Here is a 24,193-nt window from a genome sequence, read left to right as displayed (position 1 = left end):
CGTTTGGAGCAATGGCATGGAACAGGCGCGCTTCGGCGTGGCGATCGAGGGCGACGGCTTCGTGCTGCGCCCATGGCGGGTGCAGGACCTGGAATCGCTGATCCGGCACGCCAACGACGAGCAGGTGTCGCGCGCGGTCAGCGACCGGTTTCCGTACCCGTATACGCGCGAGGACGGGCAGGCCTTCCTGTCCGGCAAGGTCGAAGACCTGTCGTCGCAGCCGGTGTTCGCGATCGAGATCGACGGCGAGGCCTGCGGCGGCATCCGCGCGCGGCCGGGCGCCGGCGAGCGCGCCTGCGGCGCCGAGTTCGGTTACTGGCTCGGCCGTGACCATTGGGGCCGTGGAGTGATGACCCGGGTGGTGGCGCGCTTCGCGCCCTGGGCGATGCGGACGCTGTCCCTGCATCGCCTGTACGCGACCGTGCTGGACAACAATCCGGCCTCGGCGGCGGTGTTGCTGCGCAACGGCTTCGTCGAGGAGGGCACCCAGCGCTGCGCGGTGATCAAGCGCGGCCGGCTGTACGACCTGCGGGTGTTCGCGCGGACGCGGCAGGCTCTGGATCTCGACCCGTGACGAAAGTCATGAAGGCCGGAATCGCCGCCGCTGGCACGACCTCGGCGGCGATTCCGGGTATCGTGGGCCCCTGATTCGCGGGGTGGAGTGCGGGATGCCACCGCCCCTGCTTCGCCGCCATGCGGCCTTGTTCCCGGGGAGAGAGATACGTGGAATCACTGGTCAAAGCACTCAACGACATCATCTGGAGCCCGCCGCTGGTGTACCTGTGCCTCGGCGCCGGCCTGTACTTCTCGATCAGGTCGCGCTTCATGCAGGTGCGCGGCATCAAGGAGATGGTCCGGCTGTTGTTCAGCGGGCAGTCCTCCCAGGCCGGTGTGTCCTCGTTCCAGGCGTTGGCGATGTCGCTGTCGGGCCGTGTCGGCACCGGCAACATCGCCGGCGTCGCCACCGCCATCGCGTTCGGCGGCCCCGGTGCGGTGTTCTGGATGTGGGTGGTGGCCTTCCTAGGCGCTTCGACCGCCTACGTCGAGTCGGCCCTTGGCCAGATATACAAGGAGAAGGACGACAACGGCCAGTACCGCGGCGGCCCGGCCTATTACATCGAGAAGGGGCTCGGGGTGAAGTGGTACGCGTGGCTGTTCGCCCTGGTCACGGTGATCGCGACCGGCTTCCTGCTGCCGGGCGTGCAGGCCAACGGCATCGCCGCGGGACTCAACAACGCCTTCGGCATCCCGTCCGCGGTGACCGCGGCCGGTGTGGTGGTGCTGCTGGGTTTCATCATCTTCGGCGGCGTCAAGCGCATCGCGCACTTCGCCCAGGTGGTGGTGCCGTTCATGGCGCTGGCCTACATCCTGGTCGCGCTGGTGATCGTGTTCCTCAAGATCGACCAGGTGCCGGAAGTGCTTTCGCTGATCGTACGCAGCGCGTTCGGCATGGAAGCCGGGTTCGGCGCGGTCGTCGGCCTGGCGGTGCAGTGGGGGGTCAAGCGCGGGATCTACTCGAACGAGGCCGGGCAGGGCACCGGTCCGCACGCCGCCGCCGCCGCCGAGGTTTCGCACCCGGCCAAGCAGGGCTACGTGCAGGCGTTCTCGGTCTACGTCGATACCCTGCTGGTGTGCTCGGCCACCGCGTTCCTGATCCTGTCGACCGGCATGTACAACGTGTACGACCCGGCCGGCGGCGCGATGCTTGTCGAGCAGTTGCCCGGCGTACCCGAAGGGCCCGGCTTTGCCCAGGCTGCCGTCGAATCGGTGCTGCCGGGCTTCGGTCAGGCGTTCGTGGCGCTGGCGCTGCTGTTCTTCGCCTTCACCACCATCGTCGCCTACTACTACATGGCCGAGACCAACATCGCTTACATCAACCGCCGGGTGCACCGGCCGTGGATGGTGTTCGCGCTGCGGATCGGCATGATGGCGGTGGTGACCTATGCCTCGATCGGCAGCGTCGGAACCGCCTGGGGCCTGGGCGACATCGGCGTCGGTCTGATGGCGTGGCTGAACATCATCGCGATCCTGATCCTGCAGAAGCCGGCCTTCCTGGCCCTGCGCGACTACGAGCGGCAGAAGAAGGCCGGGCTCGATCCGGTATTCGATCCGGAGGCGCTGGGCATCCGCAATGCCGCCTTCTGGCAGCGCCGGCTCGACGACAAGTAAGCCAGGCCCCTGCCGTTACCGACCGCTCAAGCAGATCGCCCTAGACGATGACCGCGAGAAAGTCCCCGTGGGGTGGCGCCGGCCGTGGCGGCCGCGATGCGCCGGAGCGTGCCGCGCCGCGCCGCCGTGAGCCGGCGCGCGAACCGGTCGTGCGCGGGGAAGGGCGCGGTGGCGCCGACGATGCGGGCGAGTCGCGCGAGCTGCGCCTGTACGGTTTGAACGCGGTGCGGGCGACGTTCGCACGTCGCCCGCAGGCGCTGCGCAAGCTGTACCTGTCCGAATCGCGGATCCCGGCGCTGCAGCCGCTGTTGAAATGGTGCGTGGCGAACCGGATCGGCTATCGCGTCGTCGAAGAGGACGACCTGCGCCGGCTTGCCGCCAGTCAGCACCATGAAGGCGTGGTCGCCGATGTGCTGCGCGAGCCGCCGTTGCCGCTGTCGAACTGGCTGGACGGCCTGTCGCAGGGGCCGCAACTGGCGCTCTGGCTCGATGGCGTCGGCAACCCGCACAATCTCGGCGCGATCCTGCGTTCGGCGGCGCACTTCGGCGTTGCCGCGATCCTGGTGCCCCGGCATGCGCAACTGGCGTTGTCCGGCGCCGCCGCGCGGGTCGCCGAGGGCGGCGCCGAGGCGGTGCCGCTGGTGCGCCTGGGACGTCCGGAAAACGCGGTCGCGCAACTGCGTGCCGCCGGCTTCCTGCTGGCCGCGACCGTGGTCGAGGGCGGCGACGACCTGTTCGCCGCGGCCCTGCCCGAACGGCTGGTCTACGTGCTTGGCGCCGAGGGCGAGGGCATGGACCGCGGGTTCGCGCAGGCCTGCGATCTGAGACTGTCGATACCGGGCACCGGTGCGGTGGAGAGCCTGAACGTTGCCGCCGCCGCCGCGGTGATGCTGGCGAGCTGGCAGGCGCGACGTTGACCGTGGCAACGGGTGTTGCGGCGAATTGCTGGGCGACGCTGGACGCCTGGAGTGTGGATGCGGTGCGCGTGCTTTCCGCCGAGGCGGCGGCCATTGCGGCGGCCGAGACGGTGTCGCTGCTGCCCGGTCGCTGCGGCTTGTGCGGCGCCTCGGGCGGTTTCGCGTCCGGCCCGGCGCAGAGCCTGCGCGAAGGCCTGGCCTGCCGCGGCTGCGGCTGCAATGCGCGCCAGCGCGCCGCCGCCGGCGTGCTGCTGGGCAGTCTCGCGTTGCCGCCTCGACGGGCCGTCGTGACGATCACCGAGCAGGCCAGTCGACTGTTTCTGGCGCTGCGTCGCCGGGTCGGTCGCCTGCATGGGAGCGAGTACCTGAACTCGTGGTCGCTGCGGCTGCGGATGAGCCTGTGGCTGTGGCGCCACGGCGTCGTCGACATCGCCCGCCATGGCGATGTGACCGCGCTGGAGACCGGCGATGGGCGAGTGGACGCCATTGTCAGCCTGGACGTGCTCGAACACGTTCCGGACTACCGCGCGGCCCTGCGCGAGTTCGCCCGGGTGTTGAAGTCCGACGGCGTACTGGTGTTGACCGTGCCGTTCCACCAGAACCAGGCCGACAACCGCCGGATCGCGGAACTGGACGCCGCCGGTGGGGTGCGTTTCCTGGGCGAGCCGGAGTACCACGGCGACCCTCTCAGCGGCGGGGTCGCCTGCTTCCATCACTTCGGGTGGCAGCTGTTGCAGGAGTTGCGCCGGTCGGGATTCGCGACCGCCGAGGCGCGGCGGATCCAGGATCCCGACGCGGGCCTGCCGCAGGGGCAGTGGGTGATCGTCGCCCGCCGCTAGCGGCGGGCACGACGGCGTCCGTATCCGACCGGCCTGCGGCCCCGCTCAGGTCAGGCCGCGGATCTGGTTCAACACCTTGGCATACGCGTCGGCCTTGTCGGGCTCGGCGAGCATCGCGCGCAGGCACACCGCGGTCGCGGCCAGTTGCAGCGTGTGCATGCAGTTGCGATAGCTGGCGGCGTTGATGTCGTCGAGCGAGGCCTGCATCGCTTCGGCCGTGCTGCGGACCCCGAAGGAAAAGTCGCCGGCATTGTCGAGCACGCTGCGCAGGTTGAACTTCACCGCCTCGACGACCTGCGAATTGATGGCGGCGATGTTCGCGGCCTTCTTGAGCTCGGCGAGATTCTCGGCAACCTGCTCCGGCGAGAGTCCGGTGTCGGGGCTGGCGGTGGTGTCCAACGAATAGATCTGCATCACGCCCTGGATCAGTGCGGCCTGCCTCTCGGCTTCCTGCTGCTGCTGCGCGGCGACCGCGTTCTCGTACAGGATGGCGGTCGCGTGGGCCATGGCCTGGTAGATCGTGCTCATCGCAATCGCCGGGCCCTCGGCGACGGGCTTGACGTTGGCCTGGGTGACGGAATCGGTGATCTGATCGTTGACCGAGGTCGGGGATGCCATGGTTGCGCTCCTTGCTGTGCGGGTGGGCTTTCGTGTTGCAGTCTACGCCGCCGCAGGTCGTGCCGGCAGCCGCGCGCTCGACGCCGGCGCACGCTCAATCGGCGGGAAGGAACCGGCTGCGCGGCGAGTACGGGGTCGGTCGCAGGGTCCGGTCCTCGATGCCGTCGACGAAGCGGCCGTGCCGCTGCCCGGTCTCGCGCTTGATCGCGGCCCACTCCTCGTCGGCCATGAAGTCGGCCCAGCGCGCCTGCATGGTTTCGGTATCCGGCCACTCGAGGAGATAGGCGAACTCGGTGAGTCCCTCGGATTCGGTTTCCCAGGTGGCCAGCACATCGAAGCCGTGCCGCGCCATGATCCGCAGCGCATGGTCGCGGAACCGGTCGTGGAAGGCCTGCTCGTTGCCGGGATGGACCCGGTAGATGCGCAACTGCTGGATCGATGCGGAGCGGGTGCCGTCGTCGTGCTCGGCGACCTCGGGTGCGGGCGTGGCCGCCGTCGCGTTGGCCAGCGTCGTCACCAGGACCAGCGCCGCGAAGGCGGCGCCGTGAAGCCAACGATGATCGAGGGTCATGCGACCTCCTGGGTGGATTGGAGCACCTTGCTGCCCCGACGCGGATGGCTACTTGCCGATGGTGGACGTGTCCTCGGCCTTCGGCGCGCTGCCGAAACCGAAGCCCTGCGCGTTCTCGATCGAGGCGGCGAGGTAGGCGAACACCGCGTAGGCGGCCACGTTCTGCGCCAGCGCCTGCGGATCGATCTTGTCGAGGGTGTCGTCCGGGGTGTGGTGCAGGTCGAAGTAGTCGGTGCCGTCCTGGGCCAGGCGCGCCCAGGCCGCGCCCTTGGCGGCGATCGGGCCGATGTCGGGCCCCGGGCCGCCCTGGCCGGGCATGTGCTCGATGCCCAGCGGCGCCAGCGCCTCGGCGATGGCGCGGTCGGCGGCCTCGGCATAGGCCGGGGCGGAGCTGGAATAGCCATAGATGCGGCCGGCGCCGAAGTCGCTCTCGGCACCGATCACGTGCCGGTGGACCTGGTCCTTGTGCGCCTCGGCATAGGCCTTGCCGCCGTGCAGGCCCTGCTCCTCGTTGGCGAAGGCGACCACGCGGATGCTGCGCGCCGGCCGCTGCGGCAGGCGGCCGATCAGCGCGCCGGCGGCCATGGTGATGCCGACGCCGGCGCCGTCGTCGACCGCGCCGGTGCCCAGATCCCAGGAATCGAGGTGGCCGCCGATCAGCACGACCTCCTCGGGATGCGCGCTGCCGTCGATCTGGCCGATCACGTTCTGCGAGGTGTATTCGCCATCCCAGCCGCAGTCCAGGGCCAGTCGCAGGCGCACCGGGCCGAGCGCGAGCAGGCGCGCGAGCTGGTCGGCGTCGGGCACCGACAGCGCCGCCGACGGGACCGGGGTCAGGTCGTCGTCGAAGCGGGTGATGCCGGTGTGCGGATTGCGGTGCGAGTCGGTACCGGCCGATCGCATCACGAAGGCGGCGGCGCCGGCGCGGATCGCCGCCGACGGGCCACCGCTGCGCACGCGGCTGCCGGGGCCGTAGCCGCGGCCGTCGCGGGCACGCTCCATCCTGTAGTCGATGAAGGCGATCTTGCCGGCGAGCGAACCTACCGGTGCGGCCTCGAGCGCGGCCAGGTCGGCGAAGCGCACGACCTCGGCCTCGACCGTGCCGGCCGGGCTGCCGCCCAGCGCGGTGACCGTCAGCGGCTGTGCGTTGGCGCCGACGATGCGGGCGCTTTCGCTGCGGCGCTCCCATTTCGGGAAGGTCACCGGCTCGGTCCAGACCTTGTCGTAGCCCAATGCCTTGAACTTGGCCACCGCCCAGGCGACCGCGCGAGCGTCGGCCTCGCTGCCGGCCAGGCGCGGGCCGACCTCGGTGGTCAGCGATTCGGTGATCCGGTAGCCGAGGTCGCTGGCCAGCGCCTGTTCGCGCAACCCGGCGACCGAGTCCAGCGCCGGCGCCGGAATCGTGCTCTCGGCCTCGCCGGCGTTGGCGGTGCCGATGACGACGGGTGCGGCGACCACGAGGGCGGCGGCCAGGGCGAGGGCGAGGGTGGCGGTCCGACCCAGCGGGGATACGCGCATTCGAGGCTCCGGGAACAGGTGAAGAGGGGGTGAAAACGGACGAAGCCGCGAGCTTAGCAACTCGCGGCTTCGTGCCGGGGTGTCGCAAGTCATGCGCGACTTGAGGGTTTTTGGCCGCTGCCTTGAGCGAGGTGAGCGGCTCGCCACGAGGGGCGACGCACGTGCCGGCGTGCGGCAGCCTCATGACGTCTCAATCGCGGCTCACGCCGCTGCTACCAAAGTCGGAGTGGTGGCGTGTCGTGGCTGTCCCGTCCGCCGGTCGGCAAACCCGTCGATGCGCCGTGCGAGCGGTTGCCGGATGTCCGTAGGAGCGGCGCGAGCCGCGATCGGGGCCGTCGGGAAGGCTTCAATCGCGGCTTACGCCGCTCTTACGAAACCCGGACCGGGTGTCGCATGGTCGTTCCGTCCGTTCCCACCGAATCTTCCGCTACCTCGATGTAAGCCATCGCGGACGCTCCCGTAGGAGCGGCGTAAGCCGCGATGAGGCCTTCATGGGAAGCTGGTCGCGGCTTTGCGGTGGCGGGATCAGCCGCGCTTGAGCGAATCGCGGATCTCGCGCAGCAGCAGCACGTCCTCGCTGGGCTCGGCGGGCGCGGCGGCTTCGGCCTCGGCCTCGGCCGACTTCTTCAGCCGGTTGTAGCCCTTGATGAAGAGGAAGATCACGAAGGCGATCAGCACGAAGTCGACGAGGGTCTGGATGAAGGCGCCATAGCGGATCGCGACTTCGGCGATCTCGGCGCCGGCGGCATCGACCGAGGCCGGGCTGAGCACGTACTTCCAGTCGCTGACGTCGACGCCGCCGGTCAGGTGGCCGACCGCGGGCATGACGATGCCATCGACCAGGGCGGTGACGATCTTGCCGAACGCCGCGCCGATCACCACGCCGACGGCGAGGTCGATGACGTTGCCGCGGGCGATGAATTCCTTGAACTCGCTGACCATGCCCATCTGCCGTGCTCCGTGTATGAACGTGGCCGACAGGCTACCGCAAAGCCCGCGCCCGCAGGCGATGCGCGGGCGCTCAGGCCAGCGCGGGCAGGATCCGTCCGGACAGCGGCGGCAGCCCGTCGAGGGTCGCCTGGAAGCTGTCGCCGGGGCGCAGCGGACCGACCCCGGCCGGCGTGCCCATGAACACCAGGTCGCCGGCGCGCAGCGCGTACAGCTTCGACAGCTCGTGGAGGATCTCCGGAACGCTCCAGATCAGGTCATCGAGCGAGGCATGCTGGCGGATCTCGCCGTTGACCGCGAGCGCGATCGAACGCCCGGCAAGATCGCCCAGCGCGGCGGCCGGCACCAGTGCACCTACCGGCGCGGCGAAGTCGAACGACTTGCCGGTATCCCACGGCAGGCCCTTGGCCTTGGCCGCGGCCTGCAGGTCGCGACGGGTCAGGTCCAGGCCCAGCGCGTAGCCGTAGACCAACGCCCCGGCCCGTTCCGGCGCCAGTTCGCCGGGCGGGGCGTCGGCGCCGAGCGCGACCACCAGCTCGACCTCGTGATGCAGTTCGGTGGTGCCGGGCGGGTAGGGCACCTGGCCGTCGACGACGATGGTGTCGGCGGGCTTGAGGAAGAACGTTGGCAGGCCCCGGTCGGCCTTGCCCGCGGGCGCCGCCGCGCCCATCTCGCGCGCGTGATCGGCGAAGTTGCGGCCGACGCAGTAGATCCGGCGGACCGGGAACCGGCGCGCCGCCGCCTCGTCGTTGTCGATGATCGGGATGCGAGGCGCTTCCGGCGCCGGGATGACGTCGCCCATGTTCTGAGTCCCGTGGGTTGCGGCCGCTCGGCGCGGCGGAGGAGGCGCTGGCGGCTCAGCCGGCCGGCGGGATGGTGCGGTCTTCCAGGCGCGCCTTCTCGACGACACGGAACTCACCGTCGACGACCTGGCCGTCGTGCCGGCGGTGTTTACCGGCGATCGGGCGCCCGCGCTGCTGCCACCACCGCAGCAGCAGGCCGGCGGCGATCATCGCCGCGCCGACCACCACCGAGAACATCACCAGCACCGCCAGGATCGCCAGCCCGAGCACGCCCAGCGCGATACGCAGCCAGCGCTGGCGCGGCTTGCGCGGCGAGGCGGCGGAACGGATGCGTTCGTGCAGGCGGAAGGGGTCGAAACGGAAGGTGTGGGCGAACATGGGCTCGGTTGTCTGGGGCGGTCGTGACACAATCCGGCAACATTGCCGAGGCGCGAGTATCGGGCCCCGCGCATATGACCGTGTAATGGATTCGTTAAAAGAGCGTGAGCGACCGTTGGTCGTGCCGGCACGCCCCACCCGGACCTTCGCCGATGAGCACCGAGCCGCTGTTGAAACTGGAGCAGTTCCCCGACGATGGCCTGGCCGAGGTCGAAGCGGTGGTCGACGGCGATGCCGAGTCGCTGGTGTTGTTCCGCGACGGCGACCGGGTGCGCGCCTGGTTCAACATCTGCCCGCATGCCGGCAGGCGCCTGGACTGGTCGCCAGGGCGATTCCTGCGCAGCAAGGACGGATTGCTGGTGTGCGCCGCCCACGGTGCCAGCTTCGAGTTGGCCGGCGGCGCGTGCGTGGCCGGTCCGTGTCGCGGCGAGGCCCTGCGCGAGGTCGCGGTCGAGGTCCGCGACGGCGCGGTCTGGCTGGGCGCCGACGACTAGGACAGGTCCGCTCCGGACGCGGCCGTCGCCTGCTCGGGTGGGCTCTTGCGACGCAGCGGTGCGACCGACGCTTCGCCCAACACGCGCCTGAGCGTGCGCATCATGTGGCTGTGGTGGGCGAAGCCCGCTTCCAACGCGATCTGGCTGGCCGGCATGTCGCGCCTGAGCAGCAGCTCGCGAGCAGGCGACAGCGGCATCGACGACGGGATCCCGCGCTTCATGGCCGACCTGTTCCAGCGCGCCGCCGATGCCGGCCATGCCGGCGAGGAGGCCGCGGCCTTGATCAAGGTGTGCTGCGTTCGCCGGCCTGAGCGTCGTCCTGGGATCCCCGGGCCGCGCCCGGGAATCCCCAAGGTTTGCTTCGCAAACCTTGGCCCCACCGTTGCGCTGCCACACCCCCATTTGCATCTGCGATGCGAATCGTCCCCTGACTCAGGGGGATGGGGTCATGTGGCAGGCAATCGCTCTTCGCAGGCACGGCGTGAGCCGCGATGGAGCTTTCACGGGATTGCCCGGTCGCAGCTTGCGCAGCTCCTACAAAAGCCCATGAGTGGCGAGCACCTGCCGTCCTTCGATCCGAATCGGAACGACAGGCTTCAGGACAGTCGTGGTCAGAACAGCAGGTTCACCATCAGCACCGCGATCGCGGTGTAGACCAGCGACAGCGGCGCGCCGATCTTCCACAGCTCCTTGGCGCTGTAGCCGGCCGGACCGGTGATCATCGAGATCACCGGGTTGGAGGCGGTCATGAAGTTGTTCGACGCCGACAGCGCGACGATCAGCGCGAACGCGGTCGGGTTGCCGCCCGCTGCCAGCGCGATGTTGATCGCCAGCGGAACCACCACGATCGTCGCGCCGACATGGCTGATGACCAGCGAGAACGCCGTCGTCAGCAGGCCCAGCAGCAACTGCATGATCCATACCGGGGTGCCGTCGGGGAGCTGCTCGATGCTGTGGCCGGCGACCCAGGCCGCGGCGCCGCTGGAGTCCATCGCCCAGCCCAGTGGGATCAGGCAGGCCATCATGAAGACGGTCTTCCAGTTGATCGCCGAGTAGGCCTCGTCGATGTGGATCACGCCGGCGATCAACATGCCGGCCACGCCGGTCATCAGCGCCAGCGACACCGGCAGCCGCGAGGACAGGGCCAGCAGCATCGCCACCGCGAAGATGCCCATCGCGATCTTGAACTTGTGCGGGCGCTGCTCGCCCTTGGGGTAGTCGGTGACCACCACCAGGTCCTTGCCGGCGGCGGCCTTGGCCAGGTCGGTCCAGATGCTGTGCAGCACCAGCATGTCGCCGGCGCGCAGCGGCTGGTTGCGCACGTCGTCGCGCAGCACGGTCTTGTCGCGGTTGATCGCCAGCAGGCTGATGCCGCGCTGCTTGCGCAGTTCCAGCTCGCGCCCGGTCTTGCCGATGAAGCCGGAGGTCGGCGGGATCACCGCCTCGGAGATGCCGGCGCGGCTGGGGTTGAACAGGTCGCCGAAGTTGCGCAGCCGCGAACTCAGGCGCAGGAAGTTGTTCTGCGCGAAGTCGGCGACCTGCTGCTTGGGGCCCATCGCGCCGAGCACGCTGCCGACCCAGATGCGGGTATCGGCCGGCGGCGCCAGCCGCTCCTCGCTGTTGCTCTTCAGCGCCAGCAGCAGCGGCACCCCGTGCAGGGTTTCCGCCTCGCCCAGCGACATGCCGACCAGCGGGCTCTCGGCGGTGACGGTCAGTTCGTAGACGTCGCCCTCGATGCCGTAGGCCTTGGCGAAGTAGCTCTGGGTGCGGGCCGGGGTCACGCCCTTGCCGACCTCGTCGCGCTCGAGCTTGTGGCCGAAGAAGTGGAAGTAGGCCAGCGCCGCCGCCAGCAGGGTCAGGCCGATCGGCAGCGGCGCGAACATCTTCAGCGGTTCCAGCGTGGCCGCGCCGGAGGGCAGGTTGCTGTTGGCGGCGACCAGCAGGTCGTTGAGCAGGATCAGCGGCGAATTGCCGACCATGGTCAGCGCGCTGCCCATGATGATCGCCGCGGCGATCGGCAGCAGCAGCCGCGGCAGCGACAGGCCGGTGCGCGAGGACAGCCGCGAGGCGACCGGCAGGTACAGGGCCATCACCGCCGGGTTCTGCATGAACGAGGAGTTGATGCCGGCGATCGCGCCGGTCAGCAGCATCAGCCGCTGCTCGATGCCGTGGGCGCGCCGCAGCAGCCAGGCGGCGAGCCGGTTCAGCGCGCCGGTGCGGTCGAGGCCGGCGCCGAGGATCATCGTCGCGATCACGCTGATCACCGCCTGGCCGGAGAAGCCATTGAACAGCTCGTCCGGCGCGACCAGTCCGGACAGGCCCAGCATCACCAGCACGCACAGGGCGACGACGTCGGCGCGGATCCGCTCGAACAGGAACATCACCATCGTGAAGCCCACCAGCCCGAGAACGAGCTTCATGTCGGTGGTGAGCGTCAGCGCGGTGTCCATTTGGCTAGTAGTGAGCGAAGAGGAGTGAGGAACGGGAGAAGGGCGAGGTCGCGTCTTCCTCGGGCGGTGGGGGTGGAACTCTCACTGCTCACTCCTCTCCACTCAGGTCTCGCTCTTGTCGTAGAGCAGGTCCCAGACACCGTGCCCGAGCCGTTGGCCACGGGTCTCGAAATGGGTCTGCGGACGCCATGGCGGCCGGGCCACCGAGCCGCGCGCTCCGGCGCGGTTGGTCAGCCCTTCGGTGGCGTCGAGCACGTCCCACATATGCTCCGCATACTCCTGCCAATCGGTGGCCAGGTGCAAGCGTCCGTCGGCGGCCAGCTTGCGCATCAGCAGCGCGGCGAAGGCCGGCTGCACCAGCCGCCGCTTGTGGTGGCGCTTCTTGTGCCAGGGGTCGGGAAAGTAGATGCGGACCTCGTCGAGGCTGCCGTCGGCGATCTCGTTCTCCAGCACCTCGACCGCGTCGTGGTGGTAGAGGCGGACGTTGTCGACGTCGTCCTCGGCCAGTGCGTTGAGCAGGCGGCCGACGCCGGGGGCGTGGACCTCGATGCCGATGTAGTCGCGCCCGGGGTCCTGGCTGGCGGCGAAGCGCAGCGCCTCGCCGTTGCCGAAGCCGATTTCCAGCACCCGCCTGCGGGCGCGGCCGAACACCGCGTCGAAGTCGCGCGGAGAGGCCTGGTAGTCGAGGCCGAAACGCGGCCACTGCGCGTCGAACGCGCGCTGCTGCGCCGGCGTGAAGCGGCCCTGGCGCAGCACGAAGCTGCGGATCTGGCGCTGCCCTTCGTGGACGGTGAACGGCTTCGGCGGGGCCTTGCCGGCAGCGGACCGGGGCGTGCTGTCGCCGGACGCAGGGTCGGGCGATGCGTCTGAGGGCTTGTCGGCGCCGTTGCCCATCACCCGATCAGCCCGTCCACGGGACTGGAGGCGGAGGCGTAGCGCTTGCGCGGGATGCGGCCGGCCTTGAACGCGGCGCGGCCGGCCTCGACCGCCAGCTTCATCGCGTGGCCCATCAGCACCGGGTCCTTCGCGCCGGCGATCGCGGTGTTCATCAGCACGCCGTCGCAGCCCAGCTCCATCGCGATCGAGGCGTCGGAGGCGGTGCCGACGCCGGCGTCGACGATGATCGGCACCTTCGCGTTCTCGACGATCTCCAGCAGGTTGTAGCGGTTCTGCACGCCCAGGCCCGAGCCGATCGGCGCGGCCAGCGGCATCACCGCGACGCAGCCGATCTCTTCCAGGCGCTTGGCCAGGATCGGGTCGTCGGAGGTGTAGACCATCACCTCGAAGCCATCGCCGACCAGGGTCTCGGCGGCGGCGAGGGTGGCGACCACGTCGGGAAACAGGGTCTTCTGGTCGCCGAGCACTTCCAGCTTGACCAGGTTGTGGCCGTCGAGCAGCTCGCGCGCCAGCCGGCAGGTGCGCACCGCGTCATCGGCGGTGTAGCAGCCGGCGGTATTGGGCAGGATGGTGAAGCGGTCCGGCGGCAGCACGTCGAGCAGGTTCGGCTCGCCCGGGTTCTGGCCGATGTTGCTGCGGCGGATCGCGACGGTGACGATCTCGGCGCCGGCGGCCTCGGTGGCCAGGCGGGTTTCCTCGAGATCCTTGAACTTTCCGGTGCCGGTGAGCAGGCGCGAGGCGTAGGTCTTGCCCGCGATGACGAGCGGGTCGGTGCGGTGGGGGGCGTTCATCCACCTATTATTGCATCGACTACCTATTGCATCGACTGCTGCCCAGGCGGCATGGCTTGCGCCGTCGATGCCACCGCGATGCCGGCGCCGCGGCGCCCGGGGGCCCGCCTCAGCCGCCGCCGAGCGCGTGGACGATCTCGACGCGGTCGCCGTCGGCCAGGGCGTGCTCGGCATGGCGGCCGCGCGGCACGATCTCGCCGTTGACCTCGACCGCGACCCGGCGCTGGCCGAGGCCCTCGTTCTCGATCAGGGCGGCGATGGTGGTGGCGTCGGTGCGGCGCGGTTCGCCGTTGAGGGTGATGTCCATACCGGTATTGTCCCGCCGCCGGTCGCGGCTGTGAAGCCGGCGGCGGACGCCGCCCGTGCGCGGACGGGTCCGATGGCGGTCGCCGGATGGCGCGATCCATGACAGATTAATGACGCACTGCGGCGTGAATCGCGGTCGCCTGCGCGGTATTGCTGTATCCATCCGCAGGCGTATGCCCGCGGCCGCGCCCAGCGTCCCGATACGACGACCGGCGCCGCCAGCCCCTGGCGATCGCGTCGGCGCGGCCGTATCGATCGACCCGCACACCTTGGCTTGATCCACCGAATTGGGAACCTCATGAAGACACCCGTACGCACCCTGCTTGCCAGCGCACTGGCGCTGGCCGCCGCGCCGGCGATGGCGCAGACCTATTCGCAGACCATCTTCTTCGGCGACAGCCTGACCGACTCCGGTCACTTCCGTCCGGCGCTGGTCCAACAGGCGGGGCCGTCCGCCGCGATCCTCGGCCGCTTCACCACCAATCCGGGCCTGGTGTGGTCCGAGTACCTGGCCGATTTCTACGGCGCCGAGGCCTGGAGCGACAACCAGGGCGGCACCAACTACGCGGTCGGCGGCGCCCGCGTCGGTACCGACGGCAGCGGCGCGCTGGGACCGATCCCGTCGCTGGCGACCCAGGTGTCGAGCTATCTGGCCAGCACCGGCGGCCGCGCCGATCCGAACGCCCTGTACACCGTGTGGGGCGGCGCCAACGACATCTTCGCGGTGACCGCGGGCGCGCCGCCGGAGCAGACCATCGGTGCGGCGGTGACCACCCAGATCGGCCTGGTCGGCAGCCTGCAGGCGGCCGGCGCGCGCTACGTGCTGGTGCCGACCCTGCCCGACATCGGCAGCACCCCGGGCTTCCTCGCGCAGGGGGCGCAGGCCTCGGCGATCGGCACCCAGCTGTCGATGACCTACAACGATGCGTTGTTCAGCGGCCTCGCCGGCGCCGGCCTGCGGGTGATCCCGATGGATACCTTCCACCTGCTGCAGGAGATCGTCGCCAACCCGGCGCCGTACGGCTTCAGCAACGTCACCGGCACCGCCTGCCAGCCGCAGATCACCGCGCAGTCGCTGACCTGCAACCCGGGCACCTATGTGACTCCGGACGCGGCCGACACCCATGCCTTCGCCGACGGCGTGCACCCCTCCTCGAAGGCGCACGGGATTCTCGCCGACTACGCGGCCTCGGTCCTCGAGGCGCCGCGCCACGCCAGCCTGATGTCGCATGCGCAGAGCCTGACCGGTCGCAATCGCGCCGAGCGCCTCTCCGCCCAGTTGGGCGGCCGCGAGCAGGGCGACGGCATGCGCGGCTGGGCCGATCTGCGCGGCGACTACCAGCGCTACGACGAGGATGCCGGCCTGATGGTCGATGCCGAGGGCATGGGCCCGGGGCTGATGGCGGGCGTCGACTGGCGCAGCGGCCAGCTGGTCTATGGCGGCTACCTCGGCTTCGGTCGCCAGACCCTGGACTTCGGCCGTCAGCACGGCGAGTTCTCCTACGACGACGCCAGCCTCGGCGGCTATCTGGGCTGGCGCGGCGAGCGCGCCTGGGTGACCGGCCAGGTCGGCTACACCTGGTCCAACTACGACTTCGACCGCAAGGTCGTGCTCGGCGCGGTGACCCGCGCGCACAACGGTTCGGCCGACGGCAACAACCTGAGCATCGGCGTCGATGCCGGCTACGAGTTCGTCCACGGCGGCCTGCGTCACGGCCCGGTGGTCTCGCTGCTGTCGCAGAACATCGAGATCGACGAGCTGGCCGAGAACCAGCCGGGCCTGTCGACCTCGCTGGCCTACGCCGAACAGGACATCGACTCGCTGATCGGCAGCATCGGCTGGCGCTTCGAGTTCCAGGCCGGCGAGCATCTGCGCCCGTACGCGCGGGTCGCCTGGGAACACGAGTTCGAGGACCGCGACGACGAGGCGTTCGCGCGCCTGCAGTCGCTGCCGGCCGCCGCGCCCTACGCGGTGCCCGGACTGCGTTACGACGACAGCTACGGCACGGTGATGTTCGGTGCCCGCAGCCAGGTGTTCGGCCTGGATGCCGATGTCGGCCTGTCCGGCATGGTCGCCCGCGAGGGTGCCGACAATGTCTCGCTGTTCCTGAGCCTGGGCCGGGGGTTCTGAACCGCGACCGGCGCCCGTTGCGGCGGGCGCCGGCGACGCGTTGCCTAGCGGCACATGCGCGTCGTAGACTCTGCCGCATGCGGGTGTAGTTCAATGGTAGAACCTCAGCTTCCCAAGCTGATGGCGTGGGTTCGATTCCCATCACCCGCTCCAGTTGCCGGCGGCGGCCCCGATTCCTGACGGACGGGGCCGCCGTCTTTCGTTCAGGCCCCGCGAGCCGCGCCCGGATGGCGGCGGCGTCCAGCGTCCGCAGGAGATTCGATGTCGAACGTGATGCCTTCGGCGGAACGCATCGTGCTGGGTTGGCGCGAGTGGGTCGCATTGCCGGCGCTCGGCCTGGCGGCGGTGCGTGCCAAGGTCGACAGCGGTGCGCGCACTTCGGCCCTGCACGTCGACCGGCAGTGGCGCTTCATCGAGGGCGGTGCGCCATGGGTCGGGTTCTCGCTGACCCCGGGCGCGGGCGAGGACGCCGGCGGCGACACCGTCGTCGGGACCGTCGAGGCGGCCGCGCCGGTGATCGACGAGCGCGAGGTGACCGATTCCGGCGGCCATACCACCCGCCGGGTGTTCCTGCGCACCACGATGCGCCTGGCCGGCATCGAACGCGAGATTGAAATCAATCTGTCGGACCGGCGCGGCATGCTGTTTCCGATGCTGCTGGGACGCACCGCCATCGCCACGGCGTTCACGATCGATCCGGCACGCTCCTTCCTGCATGGCCGGCCGCCCGCGGGCACCGTGCCGCTCCTCCACCGCCGTTCTCCCACGCCCTGACGCCGACGCCATGAAGTTCGCGATCCTGTCGCGCAATACCAAGCTGTATTCGACCCGGCGCCTGGCCGAAGCCGCGCGCGAACAGGGCCATTCCGTGCGCGTGCTCGATCCGCTGCGCTGCTACATGCGGATCGCCACCGACGGTTTCCAGATGCACTACAAGGGCCGCGAGATGAGCGGCTACCACGTGGTGATTCCGCGCATCGGGGCGTCGGTGACCCGTTACGGCAGCGCGGTGCTGCGCCAGTTCGAGTTGATGGACACCTTCACCCCGAACCCGTCCGACGCGATCCTGCGCGCGCGCGACAAGCTGCGCAGCCACCAGATGCTGGCCGCGCAGGGCATCGGCCTGCCGGCGACGGTGTTCGGCGACAATCCAGACGACACCAACGACCTGCTGTCGATGCTCGGCCCGCCGCCGCACGTGATCAAGCTCAACGAGGGCACCCAGGGCGCGGGGGTGATGTTGACCGAGAAGCTGTCCGCCTCGCGCGGGGTGATCGAGGCCCTGCGTGGCCTGTACGCGCAGTTCCTGGTCCAGGAGTTCGTCGCCGAGGCCAAGGGCGCGGACCTGCGCTGCTTCGTGGTCGGCGGCAAGGTGGTGGCGGCGATGAAGCGGCAGGCGCCGAAGGGCGACTTCCGCTCCAACCTGCACCGTGGCGGACGCGCGCGCGGGGTCAAGGCGACCCTCACCGAGCAGGACGTGGCGATCCGCGCCGCGCGCGTGCTCGGCCTGGGCGTGGCCGGTGTCGACCTGATCCGTTCCGGGCGCGGCCCGCTGGTGCTGGAGGTCAACGCGTCGCCGGGGCTGGAAGGCATCGAGGAGGCGACCGGCGTCGACATCGCCGCCGAGATCGTCCGCTACTCGGCCGAGCGCCACAAGCGTCGCGCGGCCAAGCGCGCGGCCGCGCGACGGGGCTGAGGCCCATCCTCTCCCGCTGTTTGCGGACTCTGGCGACTTCTCGCGTGGCGGTCGTCCGCGGTCCGGGCTGGAGTAGCGTCGAACCGGGAGCGCCTGCCAAGGGGGCGGCGCCATACCATCCAAGATGGGGAGGTTTCGATGAAGTCGCGCTTTTGGGGTTCCAGGATCGGTTCTTTTCTGATGCCGGCGGTGCTGGTCTCGCTGGTGGGTGCCGCAGGTTCCGCTTCGGCCATGCAGATGAACCTGCGCGATGGCGGCGCGTTCGCCTCGCAGCGAGCGGTCATCGAACGGGATCTGGCCGGTGGCGAGAAGTATTCGGAGCTGGGCCGGGAGGACCGGGCCCAGGTCCAGGCATCGCTGGACAGGATGCAGCAGCTGATCGAGGCGTCCGGCTCGGTGATGCTGATGCAGCCGACCGATCAGGTCGAGTTGTTCAACCAGCAGGAGACCGTCAACCAGATCCTCACCGCGGCCGCGCGGGACAGCCGACTGGTGTGCCAGCGCGAGCGCCGGACCGGTAGCAAGTTCATGATCAGCTCGTGCATGACGGTCGGCGAGCGTCGCCGCCAGCGCGAGTCCAGCATCGAAGCGCTGCCCTCGGGCAACCAGACGCCGGAGTCGGTCCTGAGGGACCTGTGAGCTCTTTCAGGATGATTCTCTCTTTAGTGTGAGATTCGTTTTTATCGTAATTTGCCGCCTGAATCGCCGATTTTGACCGAAGTTGTTGCTGGCATGACGGATGGCTCCCCGGCTTTAACGACGACTTAATCGGAGCCGGGGTAGTCTTTCCGGACCGCAGCTCTGCCGGTTCCAAGTCAGTCGGCTGGATACAGCGGGTTACGGTATCGGGGCAGTACCCTTGGTTTTATTGGCCCAGGCGCGGCGATCCCGCCCCTGGGCCTTTTCTTGCCCGGTCGGCGTCCGGGTCGGATTCGATACCTGCGTCGGCGCGGCGGCGGTCGGCTCTGGCAGAATCGATGCTGAGCGGTCGACATCAGGCGCGGAACCCGACGACAACCGTCCGGTCCAATGCCCGCTGCCACCGATACCCCACATTGAAGGAAGGCGTGATGCGCATACTTGTGATCGAGGACAACCAGGACATCGCCGCCAACCTGGGCGACTTCCTGGAGGATCGCGGCCACACCGTCGACTTTGCCGCGGACGGCATCACCGGGCTGCACCTGGCCGTGGTCCACGACTTCGACGCGATCGTGCTCGACCTGAACCTGCCCGGGATGGACGGCCTGGAGGTCTGCCGCAAGCTGCGCAACGAAGCGCGCAAGCAGACCCCGGTGCTGATGCTGACCGCGCGCGACAGCCTCGACAACAAGCTGGCCGGCTTCGACTCCGGCGCCGACGACTACCTGATCAAGCCGTTCGCGCTGCAGGAGGTCGAGGTCCGCCTCAACGCGTTGGCGCGGCGCGGCCGCGGCGTGCAGACCCGGGTGCTCAACGTCGCCGACCTGGAATACAACCTCGATACCCTGGAGGTGCGCCGCCAGGGCAAGCTGCTGCAGCTCAATCCGACCGCGCTGAAGATCCTGCAGGCGCTGATGGAGGCGTCGCCGGCGGTGGTGACCCGACAGGAACTGGAAACCCGGGTCTGGGGCGAGGAGCTGCCGGACTCCGACAGCCTGCGCGTGCACATCCATGGCCTGCGCGCGGTCGCCGACAAGCCGTTCGAGGTGGCCCTGATCCAGACCCGTCATGGCATCGGCTACCGCATCGCTCCGCCCGATGAGCGAGATTGAGGCATCACCCAGGCGCCTGCGCCGCCGTCGGCGGTTCCGGCGCCAGCTCCGCAGCCGCATCATCCTGGCCTTCGTCCTGCTCGGATTCGGGCTGACCGCGCTGTTCGCGTGGGCGACCAACTACACCCGCACCCGGGTCGAGAACCAGTTGGTCGAGGACGTGATGAACAGCAACATCGACGCCTACGCGGACAGCTATTACTCCGCGCCCGGGCAGACCCCCGGCATCGATTTCCAGCAGATGGTCGGGCGGGTGGTCAAGAAGGAAAACTTCGAGACCCTGCGCTTCGAGCAACCCGACTGGTACGAACTCGGCGACGGTATCCACAACGTGTCGGGCGCCAACCCCGACGGCTCGCCGTTCGCCTACAAGCTGGCGGTGCGCAAGACGCCCAACGAATGGTTCTTCCTCGCCTACGACATGACCCAGTCGGTCCGCGGCGAGAAGCAGTTCAACCGGGCGATCTACGGCTCGGTGCTGGTGTTCACCCTGTTGTCGCTGCTGGTCGGCTGGTGGTCGGCGTCGCGGGTGATGAGCCCGGTGTCGGAGCTGGCGACGCGGCTGAAGGAGTCCGGCAGCAGCTCGCAGCCCGACCAGCTCGCCAGCCACTTCCCGGACGATGAGGTCGGCCAGCTCGCCGAGGCGCTGGACGACTATTCCGCGCGCCTGACCGAAGTGGTCCAGCGCGACCGCGAGTTCAACGCCGACGTCAGCCACGAGTTGCGCACGCCGCTGGCAGTGATCAAGGGCGCGGTCGAACTGCTGCTGTCGGCGCCGGACGTCGACGACAAGACCCGCAACCGGCTGTTGCGGATCCAGCGCGCCGAGGCGCAGTGCACCGACCTGATCAGCGCCCTGCTGCTGCTGTCGCGCAACGAGCGCGGCCATGGCGCCACCGACGTCGGGAAGCTTGCCGAGCAGATGCTCGACGCCCATCGCGCGCAGATCGCCGGCAAGCCGCTGGAGCTGCGGATCGAGGGCCATTCGGAACTGGTGATCGATGCGCCGGAGGCGGCGGTCTCGGTCGCGCTGGGCAACCTGATCGGCAATGCGGTCAAGTACACCAAGCGCGGCGCAGTGATCGTGCGCCTGCTGCCGGACTCGGTCGAGGTGATCGATTCCGGCCCCGGCCTCAGCGCCGAGGACGCGGCCAAGCTGTTCGAGCGCGGCTATCGCGGCACCCACGCCGGCCATTCGCAGGGCGGCGGCATCGGCCTGTCGATCGTGCGGCGGTTGTGCGACCTGTACGAGTGGAGCGTGCGGGTCAGCCCGGGCGAGACCGAGGGCGTGGTCGCGACGCTGAGCTTCCGCGCCAGCTAGCTCCCATGGGAGCGGCGGCAGGAACGGCACAAGCCGCGCTCGGCTGTCATGGGACGGGCCGGTCGCGGCTCACGCCGTTCCTGGCGGAGGCGAGGTCCCGACGAGTACGGCCCCGACAGTTTCACGGTCTGCTCCGCCAGCACAGACCAAGGGCCGCGAGGCCGACAGCCGCGTTCCTGTAGGAGCGGCGTAAGCCGCGATGAGGCTTTCATGGGAAGCCCCGGTCGCGGCTCGTGCCAGTCCTGCCAAGAGGGTGTCCGGGGCCTACAGCGCCTCCAGCCAGCCGTGGCGGTCCGGGGTGCGGCCGTCGAACAGTCCGAAGAACAGCTCCTGCAGGCGGCGGGTCACCGGACCGGGCTTGCCGGCACCCACCTGGCGGCCGTCGACCGAGCGGATCGGGGTGATCTCGGCGGCGGTGCCGCACATGAACAGCTCGTCGCACAGGTACAGGTATTCGCGCGGCAGGTCGCGCTCGATCACCTCGATGCCGTTGTCGCGGGCCAGGGTGATCAGGCTGTTGCGGGTGATGCCGTTGAGCAGGGCGGCGCTGACCGGGGTGGTGTGCAGGGCGCCGTCGAAGACCAGGAACAGGTTCTCGCCGGCGCCTTCGCTGAGCAGGCCGGTCGAGGCCAGGGCGATGCCCTCGCCGAAGCCCAGGCGGCGCGCCTCGCGGGCGATCAACTGGCCGGACAGGTAGTTGCCGCCGGCCTTGGCGCCGGCCGGGATGGTATTGGGCGCGAACCGTTGCCAGCTCGACACGCAGGCGTCGATGCCGGTGTCCAGCGCCTCCTCGCCCAGGTACGGGCCCATGAACCAGGTCGCCACCGCCATGTCGATCGGGGTGTCGGCCGACAGGCCGAAGCCGCCCAGGCCGCGCCAGGCGAACGGACGCAGGTAGGCGCGGGTCAGCTCGTTGCGCCGGATCACCTCGCGGCAGGCCGCATTGAGGGTGTCCAGGTCGTACGGCAACGCCATGTCGTAGATCCGGGCCGATGCGTACAGGCGCTTGTTGTGGTCGGTCAGGCGGAAGATCGCCGGGCCGTTGGGGGTCTCGTAGCAGCGGATGCCCTCGAACACCGAGGAGCCGTAATGCAGGCCGTGGGCCATGATGTGGGTGGTCGCGTCCTGCCAGCGCTTGATGTCGCCGTTGTGCCAGATCCAGTCGGGGTACTGCATTGCGGGCATCCGAGAAGGGGAAAAGTCCCCCATTCTGCCGTGCCGCGCGCGTGCCCCCAAGTCCGTGGCGGGATCGGTGAAGGCGGATGGCCGGGTGACCCGATCGAGGTGGCCGCGATCGCCGGCCCGGAGCCGGATGCCGATGCCGACACCGGCCGCACGGGGCTGCCCGCACGGCCGGTGTCGGGGAGCGGAACCTCCGGCCAGGCCGAAGCTTCCTTTTGCCAGTACTCGGGCGAACGCGTGCTTAGCGGAAGCCGCCGACGCTGACCCTGGTTTCCTCCAGCACCCGCTGGTTGTGGCTGGTGCTGGTGGTGCCCATCGGCGCGCCGTTGTAGTTCACCGCCGGGTTCGACCAGTAGTTCAGGCGCGGGCAGCCCTTGCCGCGGCAGTTGTAGGCCATGATCGTGCGCCACTTGCGGTTCGGATCCTGGTAGCCGTGGCCATAGGCGTACGGGGTGCTGCTGCGGTCGTTGGCCGGGTCGTGGCGGGCCGACTGCAGATGGCCGATCTCGTGCCCGAAGCTGTAGTAGCCGGTCGCGCAGTCCCAGTACACCGAGGCGAACGCGGTGCTGGCGTTCGAGCCGATGCCCGAGGCGAGGCCGCAGGAGCCGCTGTTGTCCAGCACGATCATGCCGACGTCGGCATTGCTGGCATCGCGCAGGGCATGGATATCGTCCATGTAACCGTCGCCGGTGCCGCGGAAGCGGGCCAGATCGGTGCTGAAGCTGCCGCTCTCGCTGTAGCTGGTGGTCGAGTAGCTGGCCAGCTCCAGGCTGATGTCGACGTTGCTGTTGGCATAGCCCTGGTTGGTCTCGGCCACCGCCAGTTCGATCAGCGCTTCCATGTCGCCGCCGTAGCTGCTGACCGCCTCGTCGGTCGCCACGACCATGACCCGGATCGTCTGGCTGCCGGCCAGCGCGCTGGCGGTCTCGGTGGTGCCGGCGGTGGTGGTGCGCTGGCGGTCGGCGCGCGACAACAGCTGCTCATAGGGCTCGACCTCGTGATCGGCCGGCATCCGCGATTCGTCGACCTCGATCACCGCGGTGGAACCGTCCGGCAGCGGACGGATCCGGTACAGCTGGCCGTCGATGCGGATGTTGCCGGTGATGCGGTCGTCGCGGTTGACCAGGACCGCCTCGTTGAGCGGGCCGCCGCGGGCGCCGGCGACGTGGCCGACCCAGACCTGGCTGCCGCGGTCGGTGAAGCGGGTGTGGTCGCGCTGGAGTTCGAACGGACGGTTGCCCAGCATCACCTCGATGGCGTCGCCATCGCTGGCACTGGCGTCGACGTCGACGATCCTGACGCCGCGGGTGCTCGGGTTGGAAAGCAGGGTTTCCAGTGCGCGTTCGTTGCGCGGATCGGCCTTGCCGGCATGGTCGGCGAACAGCGGTTTTCCGGCCACCGCGCCACCGGCGGCGAGCAGGCCGGCGACACCGACGGCGAAGGGAAGCATCAACTTCTGCATGTGAGTAAGCCCCTATAAAAAACACCCAAAAAGGAAATGGCCGGCAAAGACGGCCGGTAACGACCGCTCCCCCTCGCGGCCGGGGCTCACTATTCGATGTTTTGCTCAATCTGGCACGTTGCTTTGCAGCATCGGTCATCAACAGAAGTGACGATCAGTCGCGGATCCACCAGCAGCCGAAGTGGCGGGTCAGGCCGAACACCGTGCTCGAAGGCGTGCTGCCGTTGGACAGGGTCTGCTCGACCCGCAGCGCCACCGGGCGTCGCGGCGGCGCGGCGGCGACGGCGCTGGCGGGCGGTGGCTCGGCGGCGGCGCTGGGGGATGGCGTCGGCGATCGGGCATCCGTCCGGGCGGGTGGGGTCGGCTCGGGGGTGGGTGGCAGCGGCCGTCCCCAGTCGCTCCAGTCGCCGGAAGCCGGCAGTGCCGCGGGTGCGGCGGCGTCGCCCGTCTCCGTGGCGGGCAGCGATGTGGGCGTCGGTTCGGGGGTGATCGGTTCCGGCATCACCGGCACGATCCCGACCAGCGGCCGGTGGACCAGACGGTCGAGCCGCTCGGCCACCGCGTAGCCGCTGCTGGAGGACATGCCGGTCCAGTGGTAGAGCCCGGCCAGGCGGTTGGCGTCCTGGTTGTCGAAGGCCAGGCCCATCTCGAACACCAGCTCGTCGACGCTGCGCATGCAGCGGGGCCGGTAGGAGGCCGGTCGTCCGAGACCGGCAGCGGCGGTGTGCGGACGCCTGGAGACGCTGCCCAGGTCCTCGCAGCGGCGGTCGGTGAACACGCTGGTGCCGTCGGCCGCGGTGCAGCGTCGGATCTGCGCGTGGGCGGGCTCCGGAGTCAGCAGTGGCGCGCCGCCAAGCAGCAGCGCGGCCAGTATCCGCAACACCGCCGAGGGCGGATGGCGCAGGACGGGCGGGCGGAGCGAGGGCATCCGCGCAGCCTAACCCCGGC

24 protein-coding genes, 1 tRNA gene and 1 pseudogene are annotated in these 24,193 nt (G+C 69.6%); 12 read left to right on the top strand and 14 right to left on the bottom strand.

All coding sequences use genetic code 11. The features are described from left to right. The first annotated feature begins 16 nt into the window (after positions 1–16). The 4 genes from C9I47_RS14385 (at position 17) to C9I47_RS14370 (ending at position 3,925) form a co-directional block, all read left to right on the top strand. Positions 17–574 carry a GNAT family N-acetyltransferase gene (locus C9I47_RS14385; RefSeq protein WP_111267364.1) on the top strand — a complete coding sequence of 186 codons (558 nt, stop codon included), beginning with the start codon at positions 17–19 and terminating at the stop codon, positions 572–574. A gap of 149 nt (positions 575–723) precedes the next feature. Beyond that, positions 724–2,169, top strand: a complete 1,446-nt coding sequence (locus tag C9I47_RS14380) for an alanine/glycine:cation symporter family protein (RefSeq protein WP_111267363.1) — start codon at positions 724–726, stop codon at positions 2,167–2,169. Positions 2,170–2,216: 47 nt separating this feature from the next. After that, positions 2,217–3,086, top strand: coding sequence for a TrmH family RNA methyltransferase (locus tag C9I47_RS14375; protein ID WP_111267362.1), 870 nt, complete (start codon positions 2,217–2,219; stop codon positions 3,084–3,086). A gap of 62 nt (positions 3,087–3,148) precedes the next feature. After that, positions 3,149–3,925, top strand: coding sequence for a class I SAM-dependent methyltransferase (locus tag C9I47_RS14370; RefSeq protein WP_141482245.1), 777 nt, complete (start codon positions 3,149–3,151; stop codon positions 3,923–3,925). Positions 3,926–4,309: 384 nt separating this feature from the next. Here C9I47_RS14370 and C9I47_RS18015 read toward each other — a convergent pair. From C9I47_RS18015 to C9I47_RS14340, 6 genes and pseudogenes are all read right to left on the bottom strand, one after another. Then, positions 4,310–4,543 (bottom strand): annotated as a pseudogene (locus C9I47_RS18015) (RebB family R body protein); the annotation flags it as partial. Between the two features lie 94 nt (positions 4,544–4,637). Beyond that, the gene (locus C9I47_RS14360) at positions 4,638–5,114 is read right to left on the bottom strand and encodes an NIPSNAP family protein (protein ID WP_111267359.1); all 477 of its coding nucleotides are present in this window, start codon (positions 5,112–5,114) and stop codon (positions 4,638–4,640) included. A gap of 48 nt (positions 5,115–5,162) precedes the next feature. After that, positions 5,163–6,632 carry a M28 family peptidase gene (locus C9I47_RS14355; protein ID WP_111267358.1) on the bottom strand — a complete coding sequence of 490 codons (1,470 nt, stop codon included), beginning with the start codon at positions 6,630–6,632 and terminating at the stop codon, positions 5,163–5,165. A 525-nt stretch (positions 6,633–7,157) separates the two neighbouring features. Further along, positions 7,158–7,580: a large-conductance mechanosensitive channel protein MscL gene (gene mscL, locus C9I47_RS14350; RefSeq protein WP_111267357.1), complete on the bottom strand. Its 423-nt coding sequence runs from the start codon at positions 7,578–7,580 to the stop codon at positions 7,158–7,160. A gap of 73 nt (positions 7,581–7,653) precedes the next feature. Further along, the gene (locus tag C9I47_RS14345) at positions 7,654–8,382 is read right to left on the bottom strand and encodes a fumarylacetoacetate hydrolase family protein (RefSeq protein ID WP_111267356.1); all 729 of its coding nucleotides are present in this window, start codon (positions 8,380–8,382) and stop codon (positions 7,654–7,656) included. Between the two features lie 55 nt (positions 8,383–8,437). Further along, positions 8,438–8,761, bottom strand: coding sequence for a hypothetical protein (locus C9I47_RS14340; protein WP_223250158.1), 324 nt, complete (start codon positions 8,759–8,761; stop codon positions 8,438–8,440). Between the two features lie 152 nt (positions 8,762–8,913). On the opposite strand from C9I47_RS14340, the gene C9I47_RS14335 reads away from it, so the two are divergent. Further along, positions 8,914–9,255, top strand: coding sequence for a Rieske (2Fe-2S) protein (locus tag C9I47_RS14335; protein ID WP_111267355.1), 342 nt, complete (start codon positions 8,914–8,916; stop codon positions 9,253–9,255). Here the strand turns inward: C9I47_RS14335 and C9I47_RS14330 are convergent. The 5 genes from C9I47_RS14330 to thiS all read right to left on the bottom strand — a co-directional run bounded on the left by C9I47_RS14330 (position 9,252) and on the right by thiS (position 13,700). Then, positions 9,252–9,476: a helix-turn-helix domain-containing protein gene (locus C9I47_RS14330; RefSeq protein WP_145985537.1), complete on the bottom strand. Its 225-nt coding sequence runs from the start codon at positions 9,474–9,476 to the stop codon at positions 9,252–9,254. The genes C9I47_RS14335 and C9I47_RS14330 overlap by 4 nt on opposite strands. Positions 9,477–9,866: 390 nt before the next feature. Continuing rightward, a complete protein-coding gene (locus tag C9I47_RS14325) occupies positions 9,867–11,705 on the bottom strand; it encodes an SLC13 family permease (RefSeq protein ID WP_111267353.1) in 1,839 nt (612 codons plus the stop codon). A 102-nt stretch (positions 11,706–11,807) separates the two neighbouring features. After that, complete coding sequence (gene trmB / locus C9I47_RS14320) at positions 11,808–12,599, bottom strand: tRNA (guanosine(46)-N7)-methyltransferase TrmB (protein ID WP_111267352.1); 792 nt, start codon at positions 12,597–12,599, stop codon at positions 11,808–11,810. Beyond that, positions 12,599–13,393, bottom strand: a complete 795-nt coding sequence (locus C9I47_RS14315) for a thiazole synthase (protein ID WP_111267351.1) — start codon at positions 13,391–13,393, stop codon at positions 12,599–12,601. Before C9I47_RS14315 ends, trmB begins: the two co-directional genes overlap by 1 nt. Before the next feature lie 109 nt (positions 13,394–13,502). Then, on the bottom strand, positions 13,503–13,700 hold the full coding sequence (gene thiS / locus C9I47_RS14310; RefSeq protein WP_111267350.1) for a sulfur carrier protein ThiS: 198 nt from the start codon (positions 13,698–13,700) through the stop codon (positions 13,503–13,505). A 297-nt stretch (positions 13,701–13,997) separates the two neighbouring features. Here thiS and C9I47_RS14305 point away from each other — a divergent pair, with 297 nt between their 5' ends. From C9I47_RS14305 to C9I47_RS14275, 7 genes are all read left to right on the top strand, one after another. Beyond that, positions 13,998–15,830 (top strand): autotransporter domain-containing protein, encoded by a 1,833-nt coding sequence (locus tag C9I47_RS14305; protein ID WP_111267349.1) that lies wholly within the window; start codon positions 13,998–14,000, stop codon positions 15,828–15,830. A 79-nt stretch (positions 15,831–15,909) separates the two neighbouring features. Then, positions 15,910–15,983, top strand: a tRNA-Gly gene (locus C9I47_RS14300). 108 nt (positions 15,984–16,091) lie between these two features. Continuing rightward, positions 16,092–16,604: an ATP-dependent zinc protease family protein gene (locus tag C9I47_RS14295; RefSeq protein ID WP_223250157.1), complete on the top strand. Its 513-nt coding sequence runs from the start codon at positions 16,092–16,094 to the stop codon at positions 16,602–16,604. 10 nt (positions 16,605–16,614) lie between these two features. Beyond that, the gene (rimK, locus tag C9I47_RS14290) at positions 16,615–17,526 is read left to right on the top strand and encodes a 30S ribosomal protein S6--L-glutamate ligase (protein WP_111267348.1); all 912 of its coding nucleotides are present in this window, start codon (positions 16,615–16,617) and stop codon (positions 17,524–17,526) included. A 138-nt stretch (positions 17,527–17,664) separates the two neighbouring features. Continuing rightward, positions 17,665–18,165 (top strand): hypothetical protein, encoded by a 501-nt coding sequence (locus C9I47_RS14285; protein WP_145985536.1) that lies wholly within the window; start codon positions 17,665–17,667, stop codon positions 18,163–18,165. Between the two features lie 431 nt (positions 18,166–18,596). Then, positions 18,597–19,280 carry a response regulator transcription factor gene (locus C9I47_RS14280; RefSeq protein ID WP_111268163.1) on the top strand — a complete coding sequence of 228 codons (684 nt, stop codon included), beginning with the start codon at positions 18,597–18,599 and terminating at the stop codon, positions 19,278–19,280. Beyond that, entirely contained in the window at positions 19,267–20,601 is a 1,335-nt protein-coding gene (locus C9I47_RS14275; RefSeq protein ID WP_223250156.1) for a sensor histidine kinase, read from the top strand. Before C9I47_RS14280 ends, C9I47_RS14275 begins: the two co-directional genes overlap by 14 nt. Before the next feature lie 264 nt (positions 20,602–20,865). On the opposite strand, the gene C9I47_RS14270 is transcribed toward C9I47_RS14275, so the two are convergent. The 3 genes from C9I47_RS14270 to C9I47_RS14260 form a co-directional block, all read right to left on the bottom strand. Continuing rightward, a complete protein-coding gene (locus C9I47_RS14270; RefSeq protein WP_111267345.1) occupies positions 20,866–21,786 on the bottom strand; it encodes a branched-chain amino acid transaminase in 921 nt (306 codons plus the stop codon). 238 nt (positions 21,787–22,024) lie between these two features. Continuing rightward, on the bottom strand, positions 22,025–23,233 hold the full coding sequence (locus C9I47_RS14265; RefSeq protein WP_111268162.1) for a zinc-dependent metalloprotease: 1,209 nt from the start codon (positions 23,231–23,233) through the stop codon (positions 22,025–22,027). A 166-nt stretch (positions 23,234–23,399) separates the two neighbouring features. Further along, positions 23,400–24,173 (bottom strand): hypothetical protein, encoded by a 774-nt coding sequence (locus tag C9I47_RS14260; protein WP_111267344.1) that lies wholly within the window; start codon positions 24,171–24,173, stop codon positions 23,400–23,402. Positions 24,174–24,193 lie beyond the last annotated feature (20 nt).

It is taken from the genome of Marilutibacter maris, from assembly GCF_003233695.1.
Lineage (GTDB): Bacteria > Pseudomonadota > Gammaproteobacteria > Xanthomonadales > Xanthomonadaceae > Marilutibacter > Marilutibacter maris.
This window is presented reverse-complemented; position numbering and strand designations above follow the sequence as displayed.

What these genes read in the sequence shown, in the direction of transcription:
- C9I47_RS14295 (WP_223250157.1), top strand. Translation starts at nt 16,092, where the DNA reads ATGTCGAACGTGATGCCTTCGGCGGAACGCATCGTGCTGGGTTGGCGC.
- C9I47_RS14385 (WP_111267364.1), top strand. Translation starts at nt 17, where the DNA reads ATGGAACAGGCGCGCTTCGGCGTGGCGATCGAGGGCGACGGCTTCGTG.
- C9I47_RS14265 (WP_111268162.1), bottom strand. Translation starts at nt 23,233, where the DNA reads ATGCTTCCCTTCGCCGTCGGTGTCGCCGGCCTGCTCGCCGCCGGTGGC.
- C9I47_RS14340 (WP_223250158.1), bottom strand. Translation starts at nt 8,761, where the DNA reads ATGTTCGCCCACACCTTCCGTTTCGACCCCTTCCGCCTGCACGAACGC.
- C9I47_RS14270 (WP_111267345.1), bottom strand. Translation starts at nt 21,786, where the DNA reads ATGCCCGCAATGCAGTACCCCGACTGGATCTGGCACAACGGCGACATC.
- thiS (WP_111267350.1), bottom strand. Translation starts at nt 13,700, where the DNA reads ATGGACATCACCCTCAACGGCGAACCGCGCCGCACCGACGCCACCACC.
- C9I47_RS14280 (WP_111268163.1), top strand. Translation starts at nt 18,597, where the DNA reads ATGCGCATACTTGTGATCGAGGACAACCAGGACATCGCCGCCAACCTG.
- C9I47_RS14335 (WP_111267355.1), top strand. Translation starts at nt 8,914, where the DNA reads ATGAGCACCGAGCCGCTGTTGAAACTGGAGCAGTTCCCCGACGATGGC.
- trmB (WP_111267352.1), bottom strand. Translation starts at nt 12,599, where the DNA reads ATGGGCAACGGCGCCGACAAGCCCTCAGACGCATCGCCCGACCCTGCG.
- C9I47_RS14345 (WP_111267356.1), bottom strand. Translation starts at nt 8,382, where the DNA reads ATGGGCGACGTCATCCCGGCGCCGGAAGCGCCTCGCATCCCGATCATC.
- C9I47_RS14355 (WP_111267358.1), bottom strand. Translation starts at nt 6,632, where the DNA reads ATGCGCGTATCCCCGCTGGGTCGGACCGCCACCCTCGCCCTCGCCCTG.
- C9I47_RS14285 (WP_145985536.1), top strand. Translation starts at nt 17,665, where the DNA reads ATGAAGTCGCGCTTTTGGGGTTCCAGGATCGGTTCTTTTCTGATGCCG.
- rimK (WP_111267348.1), top strand. Translation starts at nt 16,615, where the DNA reads ATGAAGTTCGCGATCCTGTCGCGCAATACCAAGCTGTATTCGACCCGG.
- C9I47_RS14330 (WP_145985537.1), bottom strand. Translation starts at nt 9,476, where the DNA reads ATGAAGCGCGGGATCCCGTCGTCGATGCCGCTGTCGCCTGCTCGCGAG.
- C9I47_RS14315 (WP_111267351.1), bottom strand. Translation starts at nt 13,393, where the DNA reads ATGAACGCCCCCCACCGCACCGACCCGCTCGTCATCGCGGGCAAGACC.
- C9I47_RS14375 (WP_111267362.1), top strand. Translation starts at nt 2,217, where the DNA reads ATGACCGCGAGAAAGTCCCCGTGGGGTGGCGCCGGCCGTGGCGGCCGC.
- C9I47_RS14360 (WP_111267359.1), bottom strand. Translation starts at nt 5,114, where the DNA reads ATGACCCTCGATCATCGTTGGCTTCACGGCGCCGCCTTCGCGGCGCTG.
- mscL (WP_111267357.1), bottom strand. Translation starts at nt 7,580, where the DNA reads ATGGGCATGGTCAGCGAGTTCAAGGAATTCATCGCCCGCGGCAACGTC.
- C9I47_RS14305 (WP_111267349.1), top strand. Translation starts at nt 13,998, where the DNA reads ATGAAGACACCCGTACGCACCCTGCTTGCCAGCGCACTGGCGCTGGCC.
- C9I47_RS14325 (WP_111267353.1), bottom strand. Translation starts at nt 11,705, where the DNA reads ATGGACACCGCGCTGACGCTCACCACCGACATGAAGCTCGTTCTCGGG.
- C9I47_RS14275 (WP_223250156.1), top strand. Translation starts at nt 19,267, where the DNA reads ATGAGCGAGATTGAGGCATCACCCAGGCGCCTGCGCCGCCGTCGGCGG.
- C9I47_RS14260 (WP_111267344.1), bottom strand. Translation starts at nt 24,173, where the DNA reads ATGCCCTCGCTCCGCCCGCCCGTCCTGCGCCATCCGCCCTCGGCGGTG.